20 protein-coding genes and 1 pseudogene are annotated in these 17271 nt (G+C 45.9%); 13 read left to right on the top strand and 8 right to left on the bottom strand.

What is annotated here, in order from left to right; translation table 11 throughout:
- Position 1: 1 nt before the first annotated feature.
- The 3 genes from ycbM to AC07VD_RS16845 all read left to right on the top strand — a co-directional run bounded on the left by ycbM (position 2) and on the right by AC07VD_RS16845 (position 2657).
- On the top strand, positions 2–937 hold the full coding sequence (ycbM, locus tag AC07VD_RS16835) for a two-component system sensor histidine kinase YcbM (protein WP_494721858.1): 936 nt from the start codon (positions 2–4) through the stop codon (positions 935–937).
- Positions 938–1028: 91 nt separating this feature from the next.
- Positions 1029–1952, top strand: a complete 924-nt coding sequence (locus AC07VD_RS16840; protein ID WP_485926197.1) for an ABC transporter ATP-binding protein — start codon at positions 1029–1031, stop codon at positions 1950–1952.
- Between the two features lie 18 nt (positions 1953–1970).
- Positions 1971–2657: an ABC transporter permease gene (locus AC07VD_RS16845; RefSeq protein ID WP_336805625.1), complete on the top strand. Its 687-nt coding sequence runs from the start codon at positions 1971–1973 to the stop codon at positions 2655–2657.
- Here the strand turns inward: AC07VD_RS16845 and AC07VD_RS16850 are convergent.
- Positions 2618–2752: a hypothetical protein gene (locus AC07VD_RS16850; protein ID WP_121591398.1), complete on the bottom strand. Its 135-nt coding sequence runs from the start codon at positions 2750–2752 to the stop codon at positions 2618–2620. The genes AC07VD_RS16845 and AC07VD_RS16850 overlap by 40 nt on opposite strands.
- Complete coding sequence (locus tag AC07VD_RS16855; protein ID WP_014478718.1) at positions 2712–3098, bottom strand: YndM family protein; 387 nt, start codon at positions 3096–3098, stop codon at positions 2712–2714. Before AC07VD_RS16855 ends, AC07VD_RS16850 begins: the two co-directional genes overlap by 41 nt.
- A gap of 313 nt (positions 3099–3411) precedes the next feature.
- Between AC07VD_RS16855 and cwlJ the strand changes: the two genes are divergently transcribed.
- From cwlJ to tatC, 6 genes and pseudogenes are all read left to right on the top strand, one after another.
- Positions 3412–3840, top strand: coding sequence for a cell wall hydrolase CwlJ (cwlJ, locus tag AC07VD_RS16860; protein ID WP_015715185.1), 429 nt, complete (start codon positions 3412–3414; stop codon positions 3838–3840).
- 113 nt (positions 3841–3953) lie between these two features.
- A pseudogene (locus AC07VD_RS16865) lies at positions 3954–4675 on the top strand (vWA domain-containing protein).
- A 79-nt stretch (positions 4676–4754) separates the two neighbouring features.
- Complete coding sequence (locus AC07VD_RS16870) at positions 4755–4931, top strand: hypothetical protein (protein WP_212082680.1); 177 nt, start codon at positions 4755–4757, stop codon at positions 4929–4931.
- Between the two features lie 18 nt (positions 4932–4949).
- On the top strand, positions 4950–6701 hold the full coding sequence (phoD, locus tag AC07VD_RS16875; protein WP_014475691.1) for an alkaline phosphatase PhoD: 1752 nt from the start codon (positions 4950–4952) through the stop codon (positions 6699–6701).
- A gap of 12 nt (positions 6702–6713) precedes the next feature.
- Positions 6714–6926 carry a sec-independent protein translocase protein TatAD gene (gene tatAD, locus AC07VD_RS16880; protein ID WP_003223835.1) on the top strand — a complete coding sequence of 71 codons (213 nt, stop codon included), beginning with the start codon at positions 6714–6716 and terminating at the stop codon, positions 6924–6926.
- 60 nt (positions 6927–6986) lie between these two features.
- Complete coding sequence (gene tatC, locus AC07VD_RS16885) at positions 6987–7715, top strand: twin-arginine translocase subunit TatC (RefSeq protein WP_014475692.1); 729 nt, start codon at positions 6987–6989, stop codon at positions 7713–7715.
- Here tatC and pcp read toward each other — a convergent pair.
- On the bottom strand, positions 7712–8359 hold the full coding sequence (gene pcp / locus AC07VD_RS16890) for a pyroglutamyl-peptidase I (protein WP_064672046.1): 648 nt from the start codon (positions 8357–8359) through the stop codon (positions 7712–7714). The genes tatC and pcp overlap by 4 nt on opposite strands.
- Positions 8360–8437: 78 nt before the next feature.
- Between pcp and AC07VD_RS16895 the strand changes: the two genes are divergently transcribed.
- Positions 8438–9550, top strand: coding sequence for an aminotransferase class V-fold PLP-dependent enzyme (locus tag AC07VD_RS16895; protein WP_494721859.1), 1113 nt, complete (start codon positions 8438–8440; stop codon positions 9548–9550).
- 42 nt (positions 9551–9592) lie between these two features.
- Here AC07VD_RS16895 and lmr(B) read toward each other — a convergent pair whose 3' ends face one another.
- Positions 9593–11032 carry a lincomycin efflux MFS transporter Lmr(B) gene (lmr(B), locus tag AC07VD_RS16900; RefSeq protein WP_494721860.1) on the bottom strand — a complete coding sequence of 480 codons (1440 nt, stop codon included), beginning with the start codon at positions 11030–11032 and terminating at the stop codon, positions 9593–9595.
- A 38-nt stretch (positions 11033–11070) separates the two neighbouring features.
- Positions 11071–11637 carry a transcriptional regulator LmrA gene (gene lmrA, locus AC07VD_RS16905; RefSeq protein ID WP_003234771.1) on the bottom strand — a complete coding sequence of 189 codons (567 nt, stop codon included), beginning with the start codon at positions 11635–11637 and terminating at the stop codon, positions 11071–11073.
- 216 nt (positions 11638–11853) lie between these two features.
- Between lmrA and ansZ the strand changes: the two genes are divergently transcribed.
- Positions 11854–12981, top strand: coding sequence for an asparaginase AnsZ (gene ansZ / locus AC07VD_RS16910; RefSeq protein ID WP_494721861.1), 1128 nt, complete (start codon positions 11854–11856; stop codon positions 12979–12981).
- A 161-nt stretch (positions 12982–13142) separates the two neighbouring features.
- Positions 13143–13781, top strand: coding sequence for a lipase EstA (gene estA, locus AC07VD_RS16915; RefSeq protein ID WP_086343408.1), 639 nt, complete (start codon positions 13143–13145; stop codon positions 13779–13781).
- 37 nt (positions 13782–13818) lie between these two features.
- On the opposite strand, the gene AC07VD_RS16920 is transcribed toward estA, so the two are convergent.
- Complete coding sequence (locus AC07VD_RS16920; RefSeq protein ID WP_009966469.1) at positions 13819–14202, bottom strand: RDD family protein; 384 nt, start codon at positions 14200–14202, stop codon at positions 13819–13821.
- Positions 14203–14436: 234 nt separating this feature from the next.
- Between AC07VD_RS16920 and AC07VD_RS16925 the strand changes: the two genes are divergently transcribed.
- A complete protein-coding gene (locus tag AC07VD_RS16925; protein ID WP_494721862.1) occupies positions 14437–15513 on the top strand; it encodes a helix-turn-helix domain-containing protein in 1077 nt (358 codons plus the stop codon).
- Positions 15514–15552: 39 nt separating this feature from the next.
- On the opposite strand, the gene natK is transcribed toward AC07VD_RS16925, so the two are convergent.
- Both natK and natR read right to left on the bottom strand, forming a co-directional pair.
- Positions 15553–16509: a two-component system sensor histidine kinase NatK gene (gene natK, locus AC07VD_RS16930; protein ID WP_101169864.1), complete on the bottom strand. Its 957-nt coding sequence runs from the start codon at positions 16507–16509 to the stop codon at positions 15553–15555.
- A 12-nt stretch (positions 16510–16521) separates the two neighbouring features.
- Positions 16522–17223 carry a two-component system response regulator NatR gene (natR, locus tag AC07VD_RS16935; RefSeq protein ID WP_003234759.1) on the bottom strand — a complete coding sequence of 234 codons (702 nt, stop codon included), beginning with the start codon at positions 17221–17223 and terminating at the stop codon, positions 16522–16524.
- Positions 17224–17271 lie beyond the last annotated feature (48 nt).

A 17271-nucleotide genomic window follows, 5' to 3' on the forward strand; every position in this document is an offset into this window, starting at 1 on the left:
AATGACAGTGCTATGGGTGGCCGCTGTCATCGCTCTGGCGTGTCTGAATGTGATTCAATTCATAATGAAAAAGAAGCGGGACGGGAATCTAGCTTACACGGCTGACCAGCTTAGCTACATGCTCAGCCGGGATTCGGCAGGACAAATTTTGCTTCCTACAGACGATCATGCGCTCAAAAGCTTGCTTGTTAACATTAATCTTTTCGTTGAGAATCGTCAGCAGATCAGCGCCCAATTTGCCAAAACAGAGCAATCCATGAAGCGGATGCTGACCAATATGTCTCACGACCTGAAAACGCCGTTAACGGTCATTCTCGGTTATATCGAAGCCATTCAAAGTGACCCGAACATGCCGGACGAAGAGCGGGAAAGATTGCTGGAGAAGCTCCGCCAGAAAACAAATGAACTCATTCAGATGATCAACTCCTTTTTTGATTTAGCGAAATTAGAATCTGAAGATAAAGAGATCCCGATTACCAAAGTACATATGAACGACATATGCAAACGAAATATCCTGCACTATTATGACGCTGTTCAGTCAAAAGGCTTTCAAGCAGCCATCGATATCCCGGATACGCCGGTGTATGCGCAGGCGAATGAAGAGGCTCTGGACAGAATCCTGCAAAACCTATTGTCCAATGCGATTCAATATGGCGCGGCCGGCAAGTTAATCGGGCTGATGCTGTCTTATGATGAGAGGAACATCGCCATCACCGTATGGGATCGCGGAAAAGGGATTAGTGAAACCGATCAGCAGCGGGTGTTTGAGAGGCTGTACACACTTGAAGAATCCAGAAATAAAGCATTTCAAGGAAGCGGCCTGGGTTTAACCATCACAAAACGGCTTACAGAAAAAATGGGAGGCACCATATCCGTCCAAAGCAAGCCGTACGAACGGACTGCATTTACGATCACATTGAAACGCATGACATATTAATCGTAAGAATTTCTTAAGGTTTGAGAAATAAAAATGACAGGGCTCGCCGCTACAATAGAAAACAGGAAAAGAGAGGGAAGGAGAAACAAAGTTGACTTATATCGTACAAACAAACGGGCTGACCAAAACATATCAGGGCAAAGAGGTCGTATCCAATGTCAGCATGCATATTAAAAAAGGTGAAATCTATGGCTTTCTCGGCCCGAACGGCGCGGGGAAAACAACCATTATGAAAATGCTGACGAGCCTTGTCAAACCGACAAGCGGTGAAATCATCATTCTTGGGAACAAGTTCACCCACACGTCATATGAGGTGCTGGGGAACATCGGCAGCATGATTGAATATCCGATTTTTTATGAAAACCTGACAGCTGAAGAAAATTTAGATCTGCATTGTGAATATATGGGATATCACAATAAAAAAGCCATACAAGAAGTGCTGGATATGGTGAATTTAAAACAAATCGACAAAAAACCCGTCAAAACCTTTTCCCTCGGGATGAAGCAGCGCCTTGGAATTGCGCGTGCCATCCTCACGAAGCCGGACCTGCTCATTTTGGATGAGCCGGTGAATGGTCTTGACCCTATCGGCATTAAAAAGATCAGGCAATTGTTTCAAGTGCTGTGCAAAGAGTACGGGATGACACTGCTGATCTCAAGCCACCTGCTGGGTGAAATCGAACAAATCGCGGACACAATCGGCGTCATTCGGGACGGCAGGCTGCTTGAAGAGGTATCAATGGAGGATGTCAGGGGCCAGAACACTGAATACATCGAGCTTGTTACATCGAATCAGACAAAGGCCTGCTTTGTGCTGGAGAAAGAGCTGCAATTAACCAACTTTAAAATTTTAAATGAGAAAACAATCCGAATTTACGAAGCCGAAGCCTCACAGCCTGCTATATCCAAAGCGCTGATTTTAAATGATGTAGACATTGAATCAATGAACAAAAAGTATACGTCGCTGGAGGATTATTTTATCAAATTGATCAACGGCAATAGCATCAGTGCGTAAAGGAGGAGAGACACGTTGATGAATTTGATCAGAATCGAATTAAGAAAAATGAAAATGGGCTGGTATATCAGAGGTGCCCTCATTGCCAACGTGATCATTATGGGTTTTATGTGGCTGATCAGTTATTCCGAAAAAGCCGATGGCGGGGTTTCGTTCCAAAGTACGGATGAAGCATTCCTCATCATCGGCACCTTCGTCAGAGCGGTATTTATCGTATTTGGCGCTGTGCTGATCGTAAAATTGGTGATTTCGGAATATAAAAACAAAACCATTCTTGTGATGTTCACGTACCCGATCAGCCGTAAAAAGCTGCTCACCGCTAAGCTCATGATCGCGGGCGGACTGACGTTTATCACGATTTTACTTTCAAATATACTCATAGCCGCCGGTTTCTTTTGGCTGAACTCGATCTACCATTTCATACCAGGAGAGCTTACTTTCGAGATCATTTCTCAACAGGCGGTCAAAATGGCGGTTTTCGCTTTTGGCGCCGCTGGAACCAGTTTAGTTCCCATCTTTTTTGGGATGCGTAAACACTCGGTTCCGGCAACCATCATTTCGTCTGTAGTGATTGTTATGCTCATCAGTTCAACAAGTCCGGGCTTCTCGATTTCATCTGTTGTGTATATCCCGTTATCGTTAGCGGCATTCGGATTGTTCTTTTCCTACATGGCGATCAGGAATGCGGACAAGCAGGATGCGTAAACAAAGGCGCCCAATATGTATAAAAGGCCGATGCTGTCAGCACCGGCCTTTCTATTATGAGTCTGTTCTTGTTTCAAGATAATGCTTCTTGCCAATCTCTTTGCTCATCATATAGAAATGGAAGCAATATTCACCGATTGCCATGACGATTGCGCCGAATAAAGCCGCCAACGCAACTTCACCGCCAGTCATCCCCAGGGAAAGCGGCATGCCCATCAGCCAGATCACAAGAAAGGCCAAGCCAAAATCAGCCAAAGTTGCAATCATATTATTCCATCTCGGCAATACATAAAGATCGCCCAGCAAATAAGAAATAACCCCTAACACAATCGTCATTAGCAGCGTATCACCAAACGTGAAACCAAAGCCCAGACCAAGCACCAGATACAACACAATAATCGTCATAATACCTTTAATAGCGAGCGCTTTCACATGTGTCATTACAATTCCTCCTTTTGTCATTTGATTTGTTATGTATAATTCCTCAAATGTAAAAAGTTAAACCTTATTTCTTTTCGGAGGCGGGTGCAAATCTGCTGGGGAGGGGTCAATGATGTGAATCCAGGAATTGAGGCTGCGGCGCTTCGACAGCGGAAACGTGAAGCTTGTACTGCACCGGACGCTGCTTTGATGCCCAACAGCCCATTATGTTTGCTGTTTTTAGATGAATAAATTTAAAAACTTCTCCTGTCCCTCCGTCATCACTTCTGAAGTAATGAAATATGATGAAAAGAGATCAAGGGGAGGTGACGTGATGGCGGTCGTAAGAGCAACGAGTGCGGATGTCGATTTGATGGCAAGGCTGCTCAGAGCGGAAGCGGAAGGCGAAGGCAAGCAGGGGATGCTGCTTGTCGGCAACGTTGGAATTAATCGGCTGCGGGCGAATTGCTCAGATTTTAAAGGCCTCCGCACCATCAGGCAGATGATTTATCAGCCACACGCGTTTGAGGCTGTGACTCATGGATATTTTTATCAAAGGGCGCGAGATAGCGAGCGTGCTCTTGCACGGCGGTCGATTAACGGTGAAAGACGCTGGCCGGCAAAATTTAGTTTGTGGTACTTCAGGCCGGAGGGAGACTGTCCAGCCCAGTGGTATAACCAGCCGTTTGTGGCCAGATTTAAGTCACACTGCTTTTATCAGCCGACGGCGGAGACGTGTGAAAATGTATATAACACATTTTAGAGACAGGACACCGTTCAAATTGAACGGTGTTTTTATTTGAAAAGATGCAATGGAAAATATTCCTGTGAGATAATCGAAGAAAAAAGAGCTGACGGAGATGACAGAATGGCAACATTGACCTGCAAAAGAAAAGTGTAAAGATCGTACTGGAGAAAAAGCAGTTAACGAAGGTGACGGCTCGTGTCGGACTGGTTCTTGATATTACGGGATCGATGAGACCGCTCTATAAAAACGGGGCGGTTCAAAATGTGGTGGAGCGGATTTTGGCAGTGGCTGATCAGTTTGATGATAACGGTTTGCTGGATGTATGGGTGTATGATAATGAATTTTCCCGATTAAAGCCAGTTTCAGAAAAGGAGTTTTCGGGCTATGTCGATCGTGAAATTTTAAATAATGACCGCTTGCATAAATTCGGCAGAAATGATGAGCCGCCAGTCATGAAGGACGTGCTGCGCAAATATGTAGCGGAGGAACCGAGCTCGTATCCTGCTTTCATTGTTTTTATCAATGACGGGGGCTGTAAAAAGTCAATCAAACCGATAATTGAAGCTTCTTCTGATAAACCGGTATTCTGGCAGTTTGTCGCATCGGAAACGGAAACTTTGATTTTCTCAATAAACTGGATACGTTAGAAGGGCGTGTCGTTGATAACACGAACTTCCTGCATATCGAAGAGATTGACCGCATTTCTGATGATGAGCTTTATGATGCTCTGCTTGCTGAATTTCCATTTTGGCTAAAAGAAGCGACGGAAAAAGGGATTGTAAGAGAACAAGAGCCTCCTGCTGAAAAGCCGAAAAAGAAGGGCTTTTTCAGCAGATTGTTTTCGAAATAACTGATAAGGCACTGAGTCATTCTGCGAAATGGCTCGGTGTTTTTGTTTTTTTAAGATCATGTGAAGAAAAATAGGCCGAATGGGCGGCTTGCAAACGACAGGATATGCAGAAAACGCGTCATTCAGCCAGCTTTCGGCATGTTTCAGCGGCAGGCTTATGAGGGAAGACCTGTTTTTGATGTTCAGCGCTTACAATCGGTTCACACTTCTTCACAGTCGTTTAACAATGATTTCCTATAATGGAGACGATCAATGAGGAGAGAGGGGATCTTGAATGGCATACGACAGTCGTTTTGATGAATGGGTACAGAAACTGAAAGAGGAAAGCTTTCAAAACAATACGTTTGACCGCCGTAAATTTATTCAAGGAGCGGGGAAGATTGCAGGACTTTCTCTTGGATTAACGATTGCCCAGTCGGTTGGGGCCTTTGAAGTAAATGCTGCGCCTAAATTCTCAAGCTATCCGTTTACATTAGGGGTAGCGTCAGGTGATCCGCTTTCTGACAGTGTCGTGCTTTGGACACGCCTGGCACCAGATCCGCTGAATGGCGGGGGAATGCCGAAGCAAGCAGTGCCTGTCAAATGGGAGGTCGCAAAGGATGAGCATTTCCGCAAAATCGTAAGAAAAGGCACTGAAATGGCGAAACCGAGTCTTGCCCATTCCGTTCATGTGGAAGCGGATGGGCTTGAGCCGAACAAAGTGTACTATTACCGTTTCAAAACCGGCCATGAACTAAGCCCTGTCGGAAAAACAAAAACACTGCCTGCCCCTGGCGCCAATGTGCCGCAAATGACCTTTGCATTTGCTTCCTGCCAGCAATATGAGCACGGATATTATACGGCCTACAAGCATATGGCAAAGGAAAAGCTTGATCTTGTCTTCCATCTCGGTGATTACATATATGAATACGGTCCAAATGAATATGTATCAAAAACAGGCAATGTCCGCACGCACAACAGCGCGGAAATCATTACGCTGCAAGACTATCGGAACCGTCATGCTCAATACCGTTCTGACGCCAATCTTAAAGCTGCACATGCGGCGTTCCCTTGGGTTGTAACCTGGGATGACCATGAAGTTGAAAACAACTATGCCAATAAAATACCTGAAAAAGGACAGTCGGTTGAAGCATTCGTGCTCCGTCGCGCGGCAGCATACCAGGCATACTATGAACATATGCCGCTCCGCATTTCCTCTTTGCCGAATGGCCCAGATATGCAGCTGTACCGGCACTTTACGTACGGAAACCTGGCGTCCTTCAATGTGCTTGATACCCGCCAGTACAGGGACGACCAAGCCAATAACGACGGCAATAAGCCGCCTTCTGATGAATCGCGCAATCCGAATCGGACTCTGCTTGGAAAAGAACAGGAGCAGTGGCTCTTCAACAATTTGGGCAGCTCGACAGCCCACTGGAATGTGCTGGCGCAGCAGATTTTCTTTGCCAAGTGGAATTTCGGGACAAGCGCAAGCCCGATCTACAGCATGGATTCGTGGGACGGCTACCCGGCTCAGCGCGAACGGGTTATCAATTTCATTAAAAGCAAAAATCTGAATAATGTTGTCGTACTGACAGGTGATGTACACGCAAGCTGGGCATCGAATTTGCATGTCGATTTCGAGAAAACAAGTTCAAAAATATTCGGAGCCGAATTTGTCGGAACCTCGATCACTTCCGGAGGAAACGGCGCCGATAAGCGGGCGGATACGGACCAAATTTTAAAAGAAAATCCGCACATCAAGTTCTTTAACGACTATCGCGGATATGTCCGCTGTACAGTGACGCCTCACCAGTGGAAAGCCGATTATCGGGTCATGCCGTTTGTGACCGAGCCGGGCGCAGCCATTTCCACGCGGGCTTCATTCGTTTACCAGAAAGACCAAACTGGGTTGAGAAAGGTATCATCCACAACAATCCAAGGCGGGGTGAAGCAATCCGATGAGGTCGAAGAGGATCGTTTCTTTGCGCACAACAAAGCCCACGAAAAACAAATGATTAAGAAGCGGGCAAAAATCACGAATTAAGGAGTGGAAATTATGTTTTCAAACATTGGAATACCGGGTTTGATTCTGATCTTCGTCATCGCCCTCATTATTTTTGGCCCTTCCAAGCTGCCGGAAATCGGGCGTGCCGCCGGACGGACACTGCTGGAATTTAAAAGCGCCACAAAATCACTTGTGTCTGGTGATGAAAAAGAAGAGAAATCAGCTGAGCTGACAGCGGTGAAGCAGGACAAAAACGCGGGCTGAGTGCTGATGAGGCAGACACCGGGTCTGCCTCTTTTTTTATGAAAGGGAGGGCTTTTTTGAATGGATAAAAAAGAAACCCATCTGATCGGGCATTTAGAAGAGCTTCGCCGCCGGATTATCGTCACCCTTGCGGCATTTTTTCTATTTCTCATCACGGCTTTTTTGTTCGTACAGGACATTTATGACTGGCTGATCAGGGATTTGGATGGAAAGCTGGCTGTGCTTGGGCCGAGTGAAATCCTCTGGGTGTATATGATGCTTTCCGGCATTTGTGCCATTGCGGCTTCTATCCCTGTTGCCGCGTACCAGCTGTGGCGTTTCGTTGCACCCGCGCTGACGAAAACGGAGCGCAAGGTGACGCTCATGTACATACCAGGTTTATTTGCGTTGTTTTTGGCGGGCATCTCCTTCGGATACTTTGTCTTGTTTCCGATCGTGCTCAGCTTTTTGACTCATTTATCCTCTGGCCACTTTGAAACGATGTTTACGGCTGACCGCTACTTTAGGTTTATGGTGAATTTGAGCCTGCCGTTCGGCTTCTTGTTTGAGATGCCCTTGGTGGTGATGTTTTTAACAAGGCTGGGCATCTTAAATCCTTACAGACTGGCCAAAGCGAGAAAGCTTTCCTATTTTCTGCTGATTGTCGTGTCCATATTGATTACACCGCCTGATTTTATTTCTGATTTTCTCGTGATGATCCCGCTTCTTGTCCTGTTTGAAGTGAGTGTCACCCTATCGGCGTTTGTCTACAAAAAGAGGCTGAGGGAAGAAACAGCGGCGGCCGCTTAGTGCAGCGTACCGCCCGGTGACTTCACATCCTCATCATATTGTGCGGCCGTAACAGCGGCGATTCTCAATGCCCGGACAATCGTGTCCAGGCTGAGGCTCGGCGCTGTTTTGTCGATTGTTTGCTGCGGAATGTAAGGAATATGAATAAAACCGCCGCGAATGTGCGGGGATGTCCGGCTAATGTGATCCATTAACCCGTAGAACAAATAGTTGCATACAAAGGTCCCCGCTGTGTATGAAACCGCAGCTGGAATGCCGTGTTCCTTCATCTTAGCAGTCATTCGTTTCACGGGAAGCCCTGTCCAGTAAGCGGCGGGCCCATCTGGAGAAATCTCTTCATCAATCGGCTGATGCCCTTCGTTATCGGGGATTCGCGCATCTGCAAGGTTGATCGCCACCCGTTCCGGTGTAATCTGCATCCGTCCTCCTGCTTGGCCGACACAAATCACGATATCCGGCTGATGTTTTTGAATGGCTTGGCGCAGAGTGTCCAGAGCGGATCTAAAGACAGTAGGAATTTGTTCCGCTGTAATGATTGCCTCATCCGTCTCGAAGCCATTAAGCCGTTTCGCCGCTTCCCATGATGGATTGACGGTTTCTTTGTCAAAAGGGTCAAAGCCTGTGATCAGCACTTTTTTTCTCATTCTCCCATCTCCTTTTTCTTTTATTCTATTGTTTATTTATGGGTTTTTCATCAAAATAATGTAAAGGAGTGAATCATAATGGAGCATTTGCCGCAGCAGTATCGTCATTTATTCCCAATCTTGCAGACGCATACGATGCTTGCCAGCTGTTCTCAGAGCGCATTGGCAGAGCCTGTATCAAGGGCGATCCAGGATTATCATGACAGCCTGCTGTATATGGGGACGAACTGGAAAGAAGCGATCGAAAAAACAGAGTTTGCGAGAAACGAGTTTGCAAAGCTGATCGGGGCTGAACCGGATGAAGTGGCGATTGTGCCGTCAGTTTCTGATGCGCTGGTTTCTGTAGCATCGTCCTTAACTGCATTTGGAAAGAAGCACGTTGTATATACAGATATGGATTTTCCGGCGGTGCCTCATGTTTGGCAGGTACACTCCGATTATACCGTATCCGTCATTCCATCAATAGACGGTGTGATGCCGCTCGAACAGTATGAAACGCATATTTCGGATGAAACAGTACTGACGTGTGTTCCTCACGTTCATTATCGTGACGGCTATGTTCAGGATATAAAAGCGATTGCCGAGATTTCTCAGAGAAAGGGCTCTTTATTGTTTGTAGATGCTTATCAATCAGCCGGGCATATTCCCATTGATGTGAAGGAATGGGGCGCAGATATGCTGGCGGCAGGCACCCGGAAGTATTTGCTCGGCATACCGGGTGTGGCGTTTCTTTATGTGAGAAAGGAGCTGGCTGACGCACTGAAGCCGAAAGCATCAGCTTGGTTCGGCAGAGAGAACGGATTTGATGGGGCTTATGCAAAAGGCGCGCGCCGTTTTCAAACGGGCACCCCAGCTTTTATCAGCGTATACGCAGCTGTAGCGGCTTTATCGCTGCTGAATCATATTGGGGTTTCTCATATCCGGGATCATGTGAAAACGATCTGTGCCGATGCAATTCAATATGCCGCTGAAAAAGGCCTGAAGCTGGCGGCGGGACAAGAGGGGATTCAGCCGGGCATGGTTGCGATCCGGGATGAGCGGGCATCGGAAACGGCGGCGTTGCTGAAGAAGAAAAAAGTGATTTGCGCGCCGCGGGACAATGTCATCCGTCTCGCTCCCCATTTTTATAATACGAAGGAGGACATGCGGCACGCGATTGATGAAATCGTGGCGAAAACGATCCACAAGTAAACATAAAAAAAGCCCCTGAACACTAGTCAGGGGCTTTTCATATTAATGATCTACCTTCACGCGCTTCATAAAGAAAGCGCCAATTAAACCGATAATGGCAACAATCATTGCAAACACAAATGCGTGCTGTACGCCTGCTGTCAAAGCTTGCGGGATGACTGCCGGATCGGCAGGATTTTTGACTGTACTCATATAATCATGCTGGCCTGCAGCCATAATGCTGACCGCAACCGCTGTTCCGATAGCGCCGGCCATTTGCTGCAGCGTGTTCATAATGGCGGTGCCGTCTGGATAAAATTCGCGCGGCAGTTGGTTTAAACCGTTTGTCTGCGCAGGCATCATGATCATAGAAATCCCGATCATCAAGCAGGTGTGCAGGATGATAATCAGCACAGCCGTTGAAGTGGTCGTTACATTTGAGAAGAACCATAGTACAACGGTGACAATCACAAATCCCGGAATGACAAGCCATTTCGGCCCGTATTTATCGAACAAGCGGCCTGTAACAGGGGACATAAATCCATTTAAAATACCGCCCGGCAAGAGAACAAGACCAGATGCAAATGCAGTCAGGACTAAGCCGCCTTGCAGATACATCGGCAGAAGCAGCATAGATGACAGAATGACCATCATACAAATGAACACCATGATCACACCCAAAATAAACATCGGGTATTTGAACGCACGGAGGTTCATCATCGGCTGCTTCATTGTCAGCTGGCGGATTGAAAATAGGATAAGGCCGACAACGCCGACAATCAGCGACACGATAACAGTCGGGCTGGACCATCCCCCGGAGCCTTCACCCGCGTTGCTGAATCCGAACACAATGCCGCCGAAGCCAATCGTCGACAGGATGATAGACAATACATCGATTTTCGGCTTTGTCGTCTCAGATACATTCTGCATATATGCGATACCGAAAACAAGCGCCAGCACAAGGAACGGAAGAGAGATCCAGAAAATCCAGTGCCAGTTGAGATGCTCCAGAACCAATCCTGAGAAAGTTGGGCCGATGGCGGGCGCGAACATAATGACAAGACCGATCGTTCCCATTGCGGCGCCCCGTTTATGAGGCGGGAAAATCACCAAGATTGTGTTAAACATTAGGGGCAGTAAAAGACCGGTTCCAAGTGCCTGAACGATCCTTGCCGCTAATAAAAACGAGAAGCTCGGCGCAAGCGCCGCAATGAATGTACCTAAAATTGAAAAGATAAGTGACACGGTAAATAGCTGTCTTGTTGTGAACCACTGCAACAGCAGTCCTGAAACAGGAACAAGGATACCGAGTACAAGCAGGTAGCCCGTCGTTAACCATTGGACGGTTGCCGCTGTAATGTTCAATTCCTTCATAAGGTCGGTTAACGCAATATTCAGCGCTGTTTCACTGAACATGCCGATAAAACCGGCCAACAGCAAGGAAATCATAATCGGCATCACTTTGTATCGCTGAGATGCTTTAGCTGTTGTTTCCAAAATCATTTCCCCTCTCTATCAACTGCATGTAGTATGTCGTTTTTTTATCTTTTCAGCAGGTCAGGAATGCAGCTGGAGATATGAAGGAGCGGCGTACTGTTTTTTGCCGTCAAAGATAAAAGGATGCCACCTTCAATCATCGCGTTAACCACAGTGCTGGCTTCTTTTGCACGGCTCTCGCTGCAGCCAGTCTGCCGCAGTTTTTCCTCATACACAGAGGCCCATTCTTTGTAGGCTTCATGACAGGCTTCGCGCAACGGTTCGCTTTTCAATGACGTCTCAGCCGCTAGCAAGCCCACAGGCAAGCCTTCAATGTCTTCCGTACATGAAAACTGGCAGGAGAGCTCCTTCAAAAAGGCTTGAATGCCTTCCGCTGGATCGGTGTAGGCTTCCATGCAGTCCGCGATTTTCTGACGGATATACTCCTTCATCTCATTCACGGCTTCGATCGCAAGCTGTTCTTTACCGCCGGGAAAGTGGTAGTAAAGAGAGCCTTTAGGCGCGCCGCTTTCCTTTATAATCTGGTTCAGCCCCGTGCCGTAATACCCCTGCAGCTGAAAAAGCCGGGTAGCTGCCGAAAGGATTTTCTCACGGGAATCTCCATAACTCATAACATTCCCACCTTACTGAATTGCAATCAAAAATATAGTGACTGGTCTATTATCTTGATTCAATCATCAATTGTCAAGAAAAATTCATTGTATGAAAAGACAAAAAAAGAAGGATATGACAACAAAAAATACTGAGAGAAAAGCTGACTGATCTTTTGACTGAATAGATAAAATACTCAATGATTAATCATCATATGGATGTAAGGAGAGAAATAGATGAAAAAACAACGAATGCTCGTACTTTTTACCGCACTATTGTTTGTTTTTACCGGATGTTCACATTCTCCTGAAACAAAAGAATCCCCGAAAGAAAAAACGCAGACACAAAAAGTCTCTTCGGCTTCTGCCTCTGAAAAAAAGGATCTGCCAAACATTAGAATTTTAGCGACAGGAGGCACGATAGCTGGTGCCGATCAATCGAAAACCTCAACGACTGAATATAAAGCAGGTGTTGTCGGCGTTGAATCACTGATCGAGGCAGTTCCAGAAATGAAGGACATTGCAAACGTCGGCGGCGAGCAGATTGTTAACGTCGGCAGCACAAATATTGATAATAAAATATTGCTGAAGCTGGCGAAACGCATCAACCACTTGCTCGCTTCAGATGATGTAGACGGAATCGTCGTGACTCATGGAACAGATACATTGGAGGAAACCGCTTATTTTTTGAATCTTACCGTGAAAAGGGATAAACCGGTTGTTATTGTCGGTTCGATGAGACCTTCCACAGCCATCAGCGCTGATGGGCCTTCTAACCTGTACAATGCAGTTAAAGTGGCAGGTGCACCTGAGGCAAAAGGGAAAGGGACGCTTGTTGTTCTTAACGACCGGATTGCCTCAGCCCGATATGTCACCAAAACAAACACAACCACAACAGATACATTTAAATCAGAAGAAATGGGCTTCGTCGGAACAATTGCAGATGATATCTATTTTAATAATGAGATTACCCGTAAGCATACGAAGGACACGGATTTCTCGGTTTCTAATCTTGATGAGCTGCCGCAGGTTGACATTATCTATGGATACCAAAATGACGGAAGCTACCTGTTTGACGCTGCTGTAAAAGCCGGAGCAAAGGGGATTGTATTTGCCGGTTCTGGGAACGGGTCTTTATCTGACGCAGCCGAAAAAGGGGCGGACAGCGCAGTCAAAAAAGGCGTCACAGTGGTGCGCTCTACCCGCACGGGAAATGGTGTCGTCACACCAAACCAAGACTATGCGGAAAAGGACTTGCTGGCATCGAACTCTTTAAACCCCCAAAAAGCACGGATGTTGCTGATGCTTGCGCTCACCAAAACAAATGATCCTCAAAAAATCCAAGCTTATTTCAATGAGTATTGAAGAAAAGAAGGCGAATAAGCCTTCTTTTTTTGGCTTTTTAGGACCAATAATGACCTATGAATCTTAAAATTTCTTTAAAAATAAGCCAAAATTACCCTTTACTTAATTAATTTGGTAACGTAATATATTTGGAGAATTTGTTACAAAAAAAGGAGGATATTATGAAATTTGTAAAAAGAAGGATCATTGCACTTGTAACAATTTTGATGCTGTCTGTTACATCGCTGTTTGCGTTGCAGCCGTCAGCAAAAGCCGCTGAACACAATCCAGTCGTTATGGTTCACGGTATTGGAGGGGCATCATTCAATTTTGCGGGAATTAAGAGCTATCTCGTATCTCAGGGCTGGTCGCGGGACAAGCTGTATGCAGTTGATTTTTGGGACAAGACAGGCACAAATTATAACAATGGCCCGGTATTATCACGATTTGTGCAAAAGGTTTTAGATGAAACGGGTGCGAAAAAAGTGGATATTGTCGCTCACAGCATGGGGGGCGCGAACACACTTTACTACATAAAAAATCTGGACGGCGGAAATAAAATTGCAAACGTCGTAACGCTTGGCGGCGCCAACCGTTTGACGACAGGCAAGGCGCTTCCGGGAACAGATCCAAATCAAAAGATTTTATACACATCCATTTACAGCAGTGCCGATATGATTGTCATGAATTACTTATCAAGATTAGATGGTGCGAGAAACGTTCAAATCCATGGCGTTGGACACATCGGTTTATTGATGAGCAGCCAAGTCAACAGCCTGATCAAAGAAGGGCTGAACGGCGGGGGCCAGAATACGAATTAATGAAAAACAAAACCTTGAAGAATGCTATTCTTCAAGGTTATTCTGCTTTCAGCACAATGGTTTTCGCAGCCATATCATGAACGGTTTGTTTTTTCTTCGTAAATGCGGCAGTCAAATAGATCAGGCGGGAGAACACATGCACCCACGCTATCAGGTAACGGACAATGGCTTGCGGGAAGGATATTTTTTTATATGTTTCGTCCCTCACGATTTGCAGCCCAATGATTTTTTTGCCCAGCGTGCCCTTCCAATTTGTCAGCGGCATCAGCAAAGGGTACACAATCAGCATCAATATGGCGACAATAATGACACCGGCGGACCCATCGCCAAACGTAAATCCGGCTGCCAAAATCACTGCTGCGGCAATGATTACATCAAGTAAAAGAGCGCAGGCGCGCAGCATGAAACCAGCTAGTTCCAATAGAAACACTCCTTAAAATGTTAAATAAATACCTAATGATTGTAAAAAAGAAGGGCCTAAAGTGGGAATAGGTGATAAGCCTTAAATCACAAAAGTTGGTGAAAATGTCATAGGTAAATTGGCATAATCAGCCAGCTTATTACATTACCAAATTCTTTTTTAGCCCGAAACCAAGCCCTCAGAAGTTATTTTTGTTAAAATAGAAAAGTTACAACAGAATTCGGAGGGTTTATTGTGGGAAAAGTGAAACGAAATGCCCCTTGCCCATGCGGCAGCGGCAAGAAATATAAAAAATGCTGCGGAAGTAAAGTTGTCGACTTCCCGGCGGAACTAGCGGCAAAAGAAGCGAAACAAATTCAGGAAGACTTAGTGGAGTATGCCTTCACAGTACATAGAGAAAGCATTTCAGGCTTTATCAACCAGCATGATTTTCTTTCTGCTATGGACAGACAGACGAAAGACATCAGCGTATTTAACTTAGGAATCTGGGGAATCTTCTTCCACCCGCTTGCTGGTGAGAAGACAATCTTCGAAGAGTACCTTCAGAAAAAAGGCGATTCGATCACTCGTCCGAAAACGCGTGAGATCGTAGAATCATGGCAGAGCATGACGCCTGCTTTATTGCTGCTGAAAGACCTGAAGGAAGGCATCATTCACTTTGAAGATGTCATTACGGCAAAACAATTCGAAGTGGAAATGGACGCCAGCAATCAAGACCTTCCTCCAGTGGGAAGCCTGATTCTTGGATACCCAATCCACGAAGCGGAAAAAGCAGAATTCTTCATGCAGTTCACGATCTTCCCGGTGAAGAGAACAGAAGCGCTGATCAGCAAGGTGAAGAAATATGCGGATGCCGCTGTGAAGGACGGCAAAACGCCGGAGGACTTCATGAAGCAGGAATTCAACAACGTTCTGTTCGCGTTGTTAGCTGAGAAAGATGAAGAGCCACAAGCAGAGAAAGCGGAAGTAAGCACTGTTGAGTGGGCAAATGACTTGGAGAAAGAAACCGCTGCGGCTATTGAAGAAGGCATGAGCGGGGAAGAGTATCCGACTGAATTGATCCCAGCTGTTATTGCCATCTGGAAAACATTCTGCGAGAAAAAATCACCTGTCATCAGAAAGCCGGAAGCTTTTGCTGCGGCAGTTGAATATTATGTAAACGCGATTTCTCTTAACGGCGCGTCCGTTTCTCAAGCTAAACTGGCGAAAAAATACGGCGTCAGTGCATCAACGATTTCCAGCCGTTACAAAGAAATTGAAAGCACGCTGCAAGATGAAGCAGATCGTTTTGCACAAGCGTTATCCTCATAATGAAAAAAACCTTGAAAAGCTTGGCTTTTCAAGGTTTTTTTATTTCTGAAACGGAATTTTGATTTCTAACCGGAAGACGGGGTGGCGGTAGGTAAAATCCAGCCTGCCAAAAGCGCTCTTCACCAGTTTTTGAATGATATATGTGCCCATGCCTTCATGAGCGCCGTTTTTCGTTGAGCGGCCAAACGATTGATAAATTGTATCGAGCACTTTTGGGTCCATCCCGGGAGTGCTGTTTTCACAAGTCAGTACATAAAGCCCGCTGCGCAGTGAAGTCTCCAGTTTAATCTCTGCTTTTTCTCGGGTCTCCGCCGCGCTGTCGAGCGCATTTTCTAATATGTTGCCGACCAAGCTGACCTGATCAGCAGGCGAAAACGGAAGGGAAGAAAGCGGTGTATGCATATGCAGCGAAACACTCACATTCGAGGCGCGGGCTTTTTCTAAAAAATCATAAAGCACCCCTGCAACGTACGCGTTCTCTCCTTTCAAAAAACGGTCATATTGACTGAATTGATCCGCCCAGTTTTGAATATATGCTTGTGTATCTGCCTTGGGCTGAGCTGATTTGATTGCAGTGATATGTTTCATTGTGTCATGATTCCGGCTTCTGACATCAATCAGCATTTGATTGGCGTGCTGTTCAGCTTGAGTCAGCTTATCAATTTGATCAGAAAGCCTTGCCTGCAAAGCAGACTGTCCGATACGGAGCCCTTCACACCCTGCAAATATCGCGATTACACATAATGCCGGCATGATGTCTGTGCCGATCAGCACTACTCCCGCCGACATCACTTGAATCACGGCAATCCATGCACAAAGCCCTGAGGAACAGTGTTTCCACACCCGCTTCGTATTCCAAATGTACAATCCTGCAGCAGCTGCGCCTAAAACAGCGGTGAGCCAAGAGGCGGCTGTACTGTGTGAAAAAGCAGCAGCTCCCTGATAACATATGAAACTAAATAAAATCAGATAAAGACATTGAAAAAGGGTAATCACGTACTAAACTCCTCAAAAATAGTAGTTTTGAAAATAATCAAGCTGCTGCTTAGTGATCATCGCTTTTTTAGACGTTCCCTCAAAGGAAACTGTGAATGAATGCTTGGTATAAGCGGAAAAATGCTTTATGTAATGAATGTTGATAATAAAGGAACGATGCGAACGGAGAAAATCTTTTTCGGGCAGGTCGCCTTTAATATCATTTAATGTTTGATACGTTTGCACCTCTTCGGCGGTTGTCACAATCGTCGTCGAACGTCCCGTCCGTTCTGCGAAAATAATATCCTTCTTTTGCAGGACGTGCATTTCAGACTTTTGCTTTATCAATATACGCCCATTCAAACTCGTTTCCGTTTTCTTTTTCAAGTACCGGTCGAAGGAAGCGGCCAGACGATCGGCATAGTACGGCTTCATAATATAATCATGGACGTTCAGGTCAAAGGCGTGAACCGCATAACCGCCGTGGCCGGTAACAAAAATCACATCCACATCAAGTGAATGGGATTTGATCAAATCAGCAAGCTCGTAGCCAGACATATGGGGCATCTCGATATCGGCAAGCAGCAGATCAATGTCTCCGTTCTTTACCCGCCTGTAGGCTTCCTTCGCTGAATCGGTGGAAAAGACAATTTCGACGTCCTGCATTCTGGACACGATCGCTTCCAGCTTCTCTAAATCTACTCGATAATCATCTACAAGTCCGACTTTTACCATTATCATTCCCCTAGTTACATAGAATCATCTTTATTCTATCCCATTTCG

Source organism: Bacillus sp. GW821-FHT01G09 (assembly GCF_059422205.1).

Excerpts from the sequence above, each read along its gene's own strand:
- AC07VD_RS16870 (WP_212082680.1), top strand. The coding sequence starts at position 4,755 with ATGGGCGGCTTGCAAACGACAGGATATGCAGAAAACGCGTCATTCAGC.
- tatC (WP_014475692.1), top strand. The coding sequence starts at position 6,987 with ATGGATAAAAAAGAAACCCATCTGATCGGGCATTTAGAAGAGCTTCGC.
- ycbM (WP_494721858.1), top strand. The coding sequence starts at position 2 with ATGACAGTGCTATGGGTGGCCGCTGTCATCGCTCTGGCGTGTCTGAAT.
- ansZ (WP_494721861.1), top strand. The coding sequence starts at position 11,854 with ATGAAAAAACAACGAATGCTCGTACTTTTTACCGCACTATTGTTTGTT.
- estA (WP_086343408.1), top strand. The coding sequence starts at position 13,143 with ATGAAATTTGTAAAAAGAAGGATCATTGCACTTGTAACAATTTTGATG.
- AC07VD_RS16855 (WP_014478718.1), bottom strand. The coding sequence starts at position 3,098 with ATGACACATGTGAAAGCGCTCGCTATTAAAGGTATTATGACGATTATT.
- AC07VD_RS16895 (WP_494721859.1), top strand. The coding sequence starts at position 8,438 with ATGGAGCATTTGCCGCAGCAGTATCGTCATTTATTCCCAATCTTGCAG.
- AC07VD_RS16845 (WP_336805625.1), top strand. The coding sequence starts at position 1,971 with ATGAATTTGATCAGAATCGAATTAAGAAAAATGAAAATGGGCTGGTAT.
- tatAD (WP_003223835.1), top strand. The coding sequence starts at position 6,714 with ATGTTTTCAAACATTGGAATACCGGGTTTGATTCTGATCTTCGTCATC.
- lmrA (WP_003234771.1), bottom strand. The coding sequence starts at position 11,637 with ATGAGTTATGGAGATTCCCGTGAGAAAATCCTTTCGGCAGCTACCCGG.
- natR (WP_003234759.1), bottom strand. The coding sequence starts at position 17,223 with ATGGTAAAAGTCGGACTTGTAGATGATTATCGAGTAGATTTAGAGAAG.
- pcp (WP_064672046.1), bottom strand. The coding sequence starts at position 8,359 with ATGAGAAAAAAAGTGCTGATCACAGGCTTTGACCCTTTTGACAAAGAA.
- cwlJ (WP_015715185.1), top strand. The coding sequence starts at position 3,412 with ATGGCGGTCGTAAGAGCAACGAGTGCGGATGTCGATTTGATGGCAAGG.
- phoD (WP_014475691.1), top strand. The coding sequence starts at position 4,950 with ATGGCATACGACAGTCGTTTTGATGAATGGGTACAGAAACTGAAAGAG.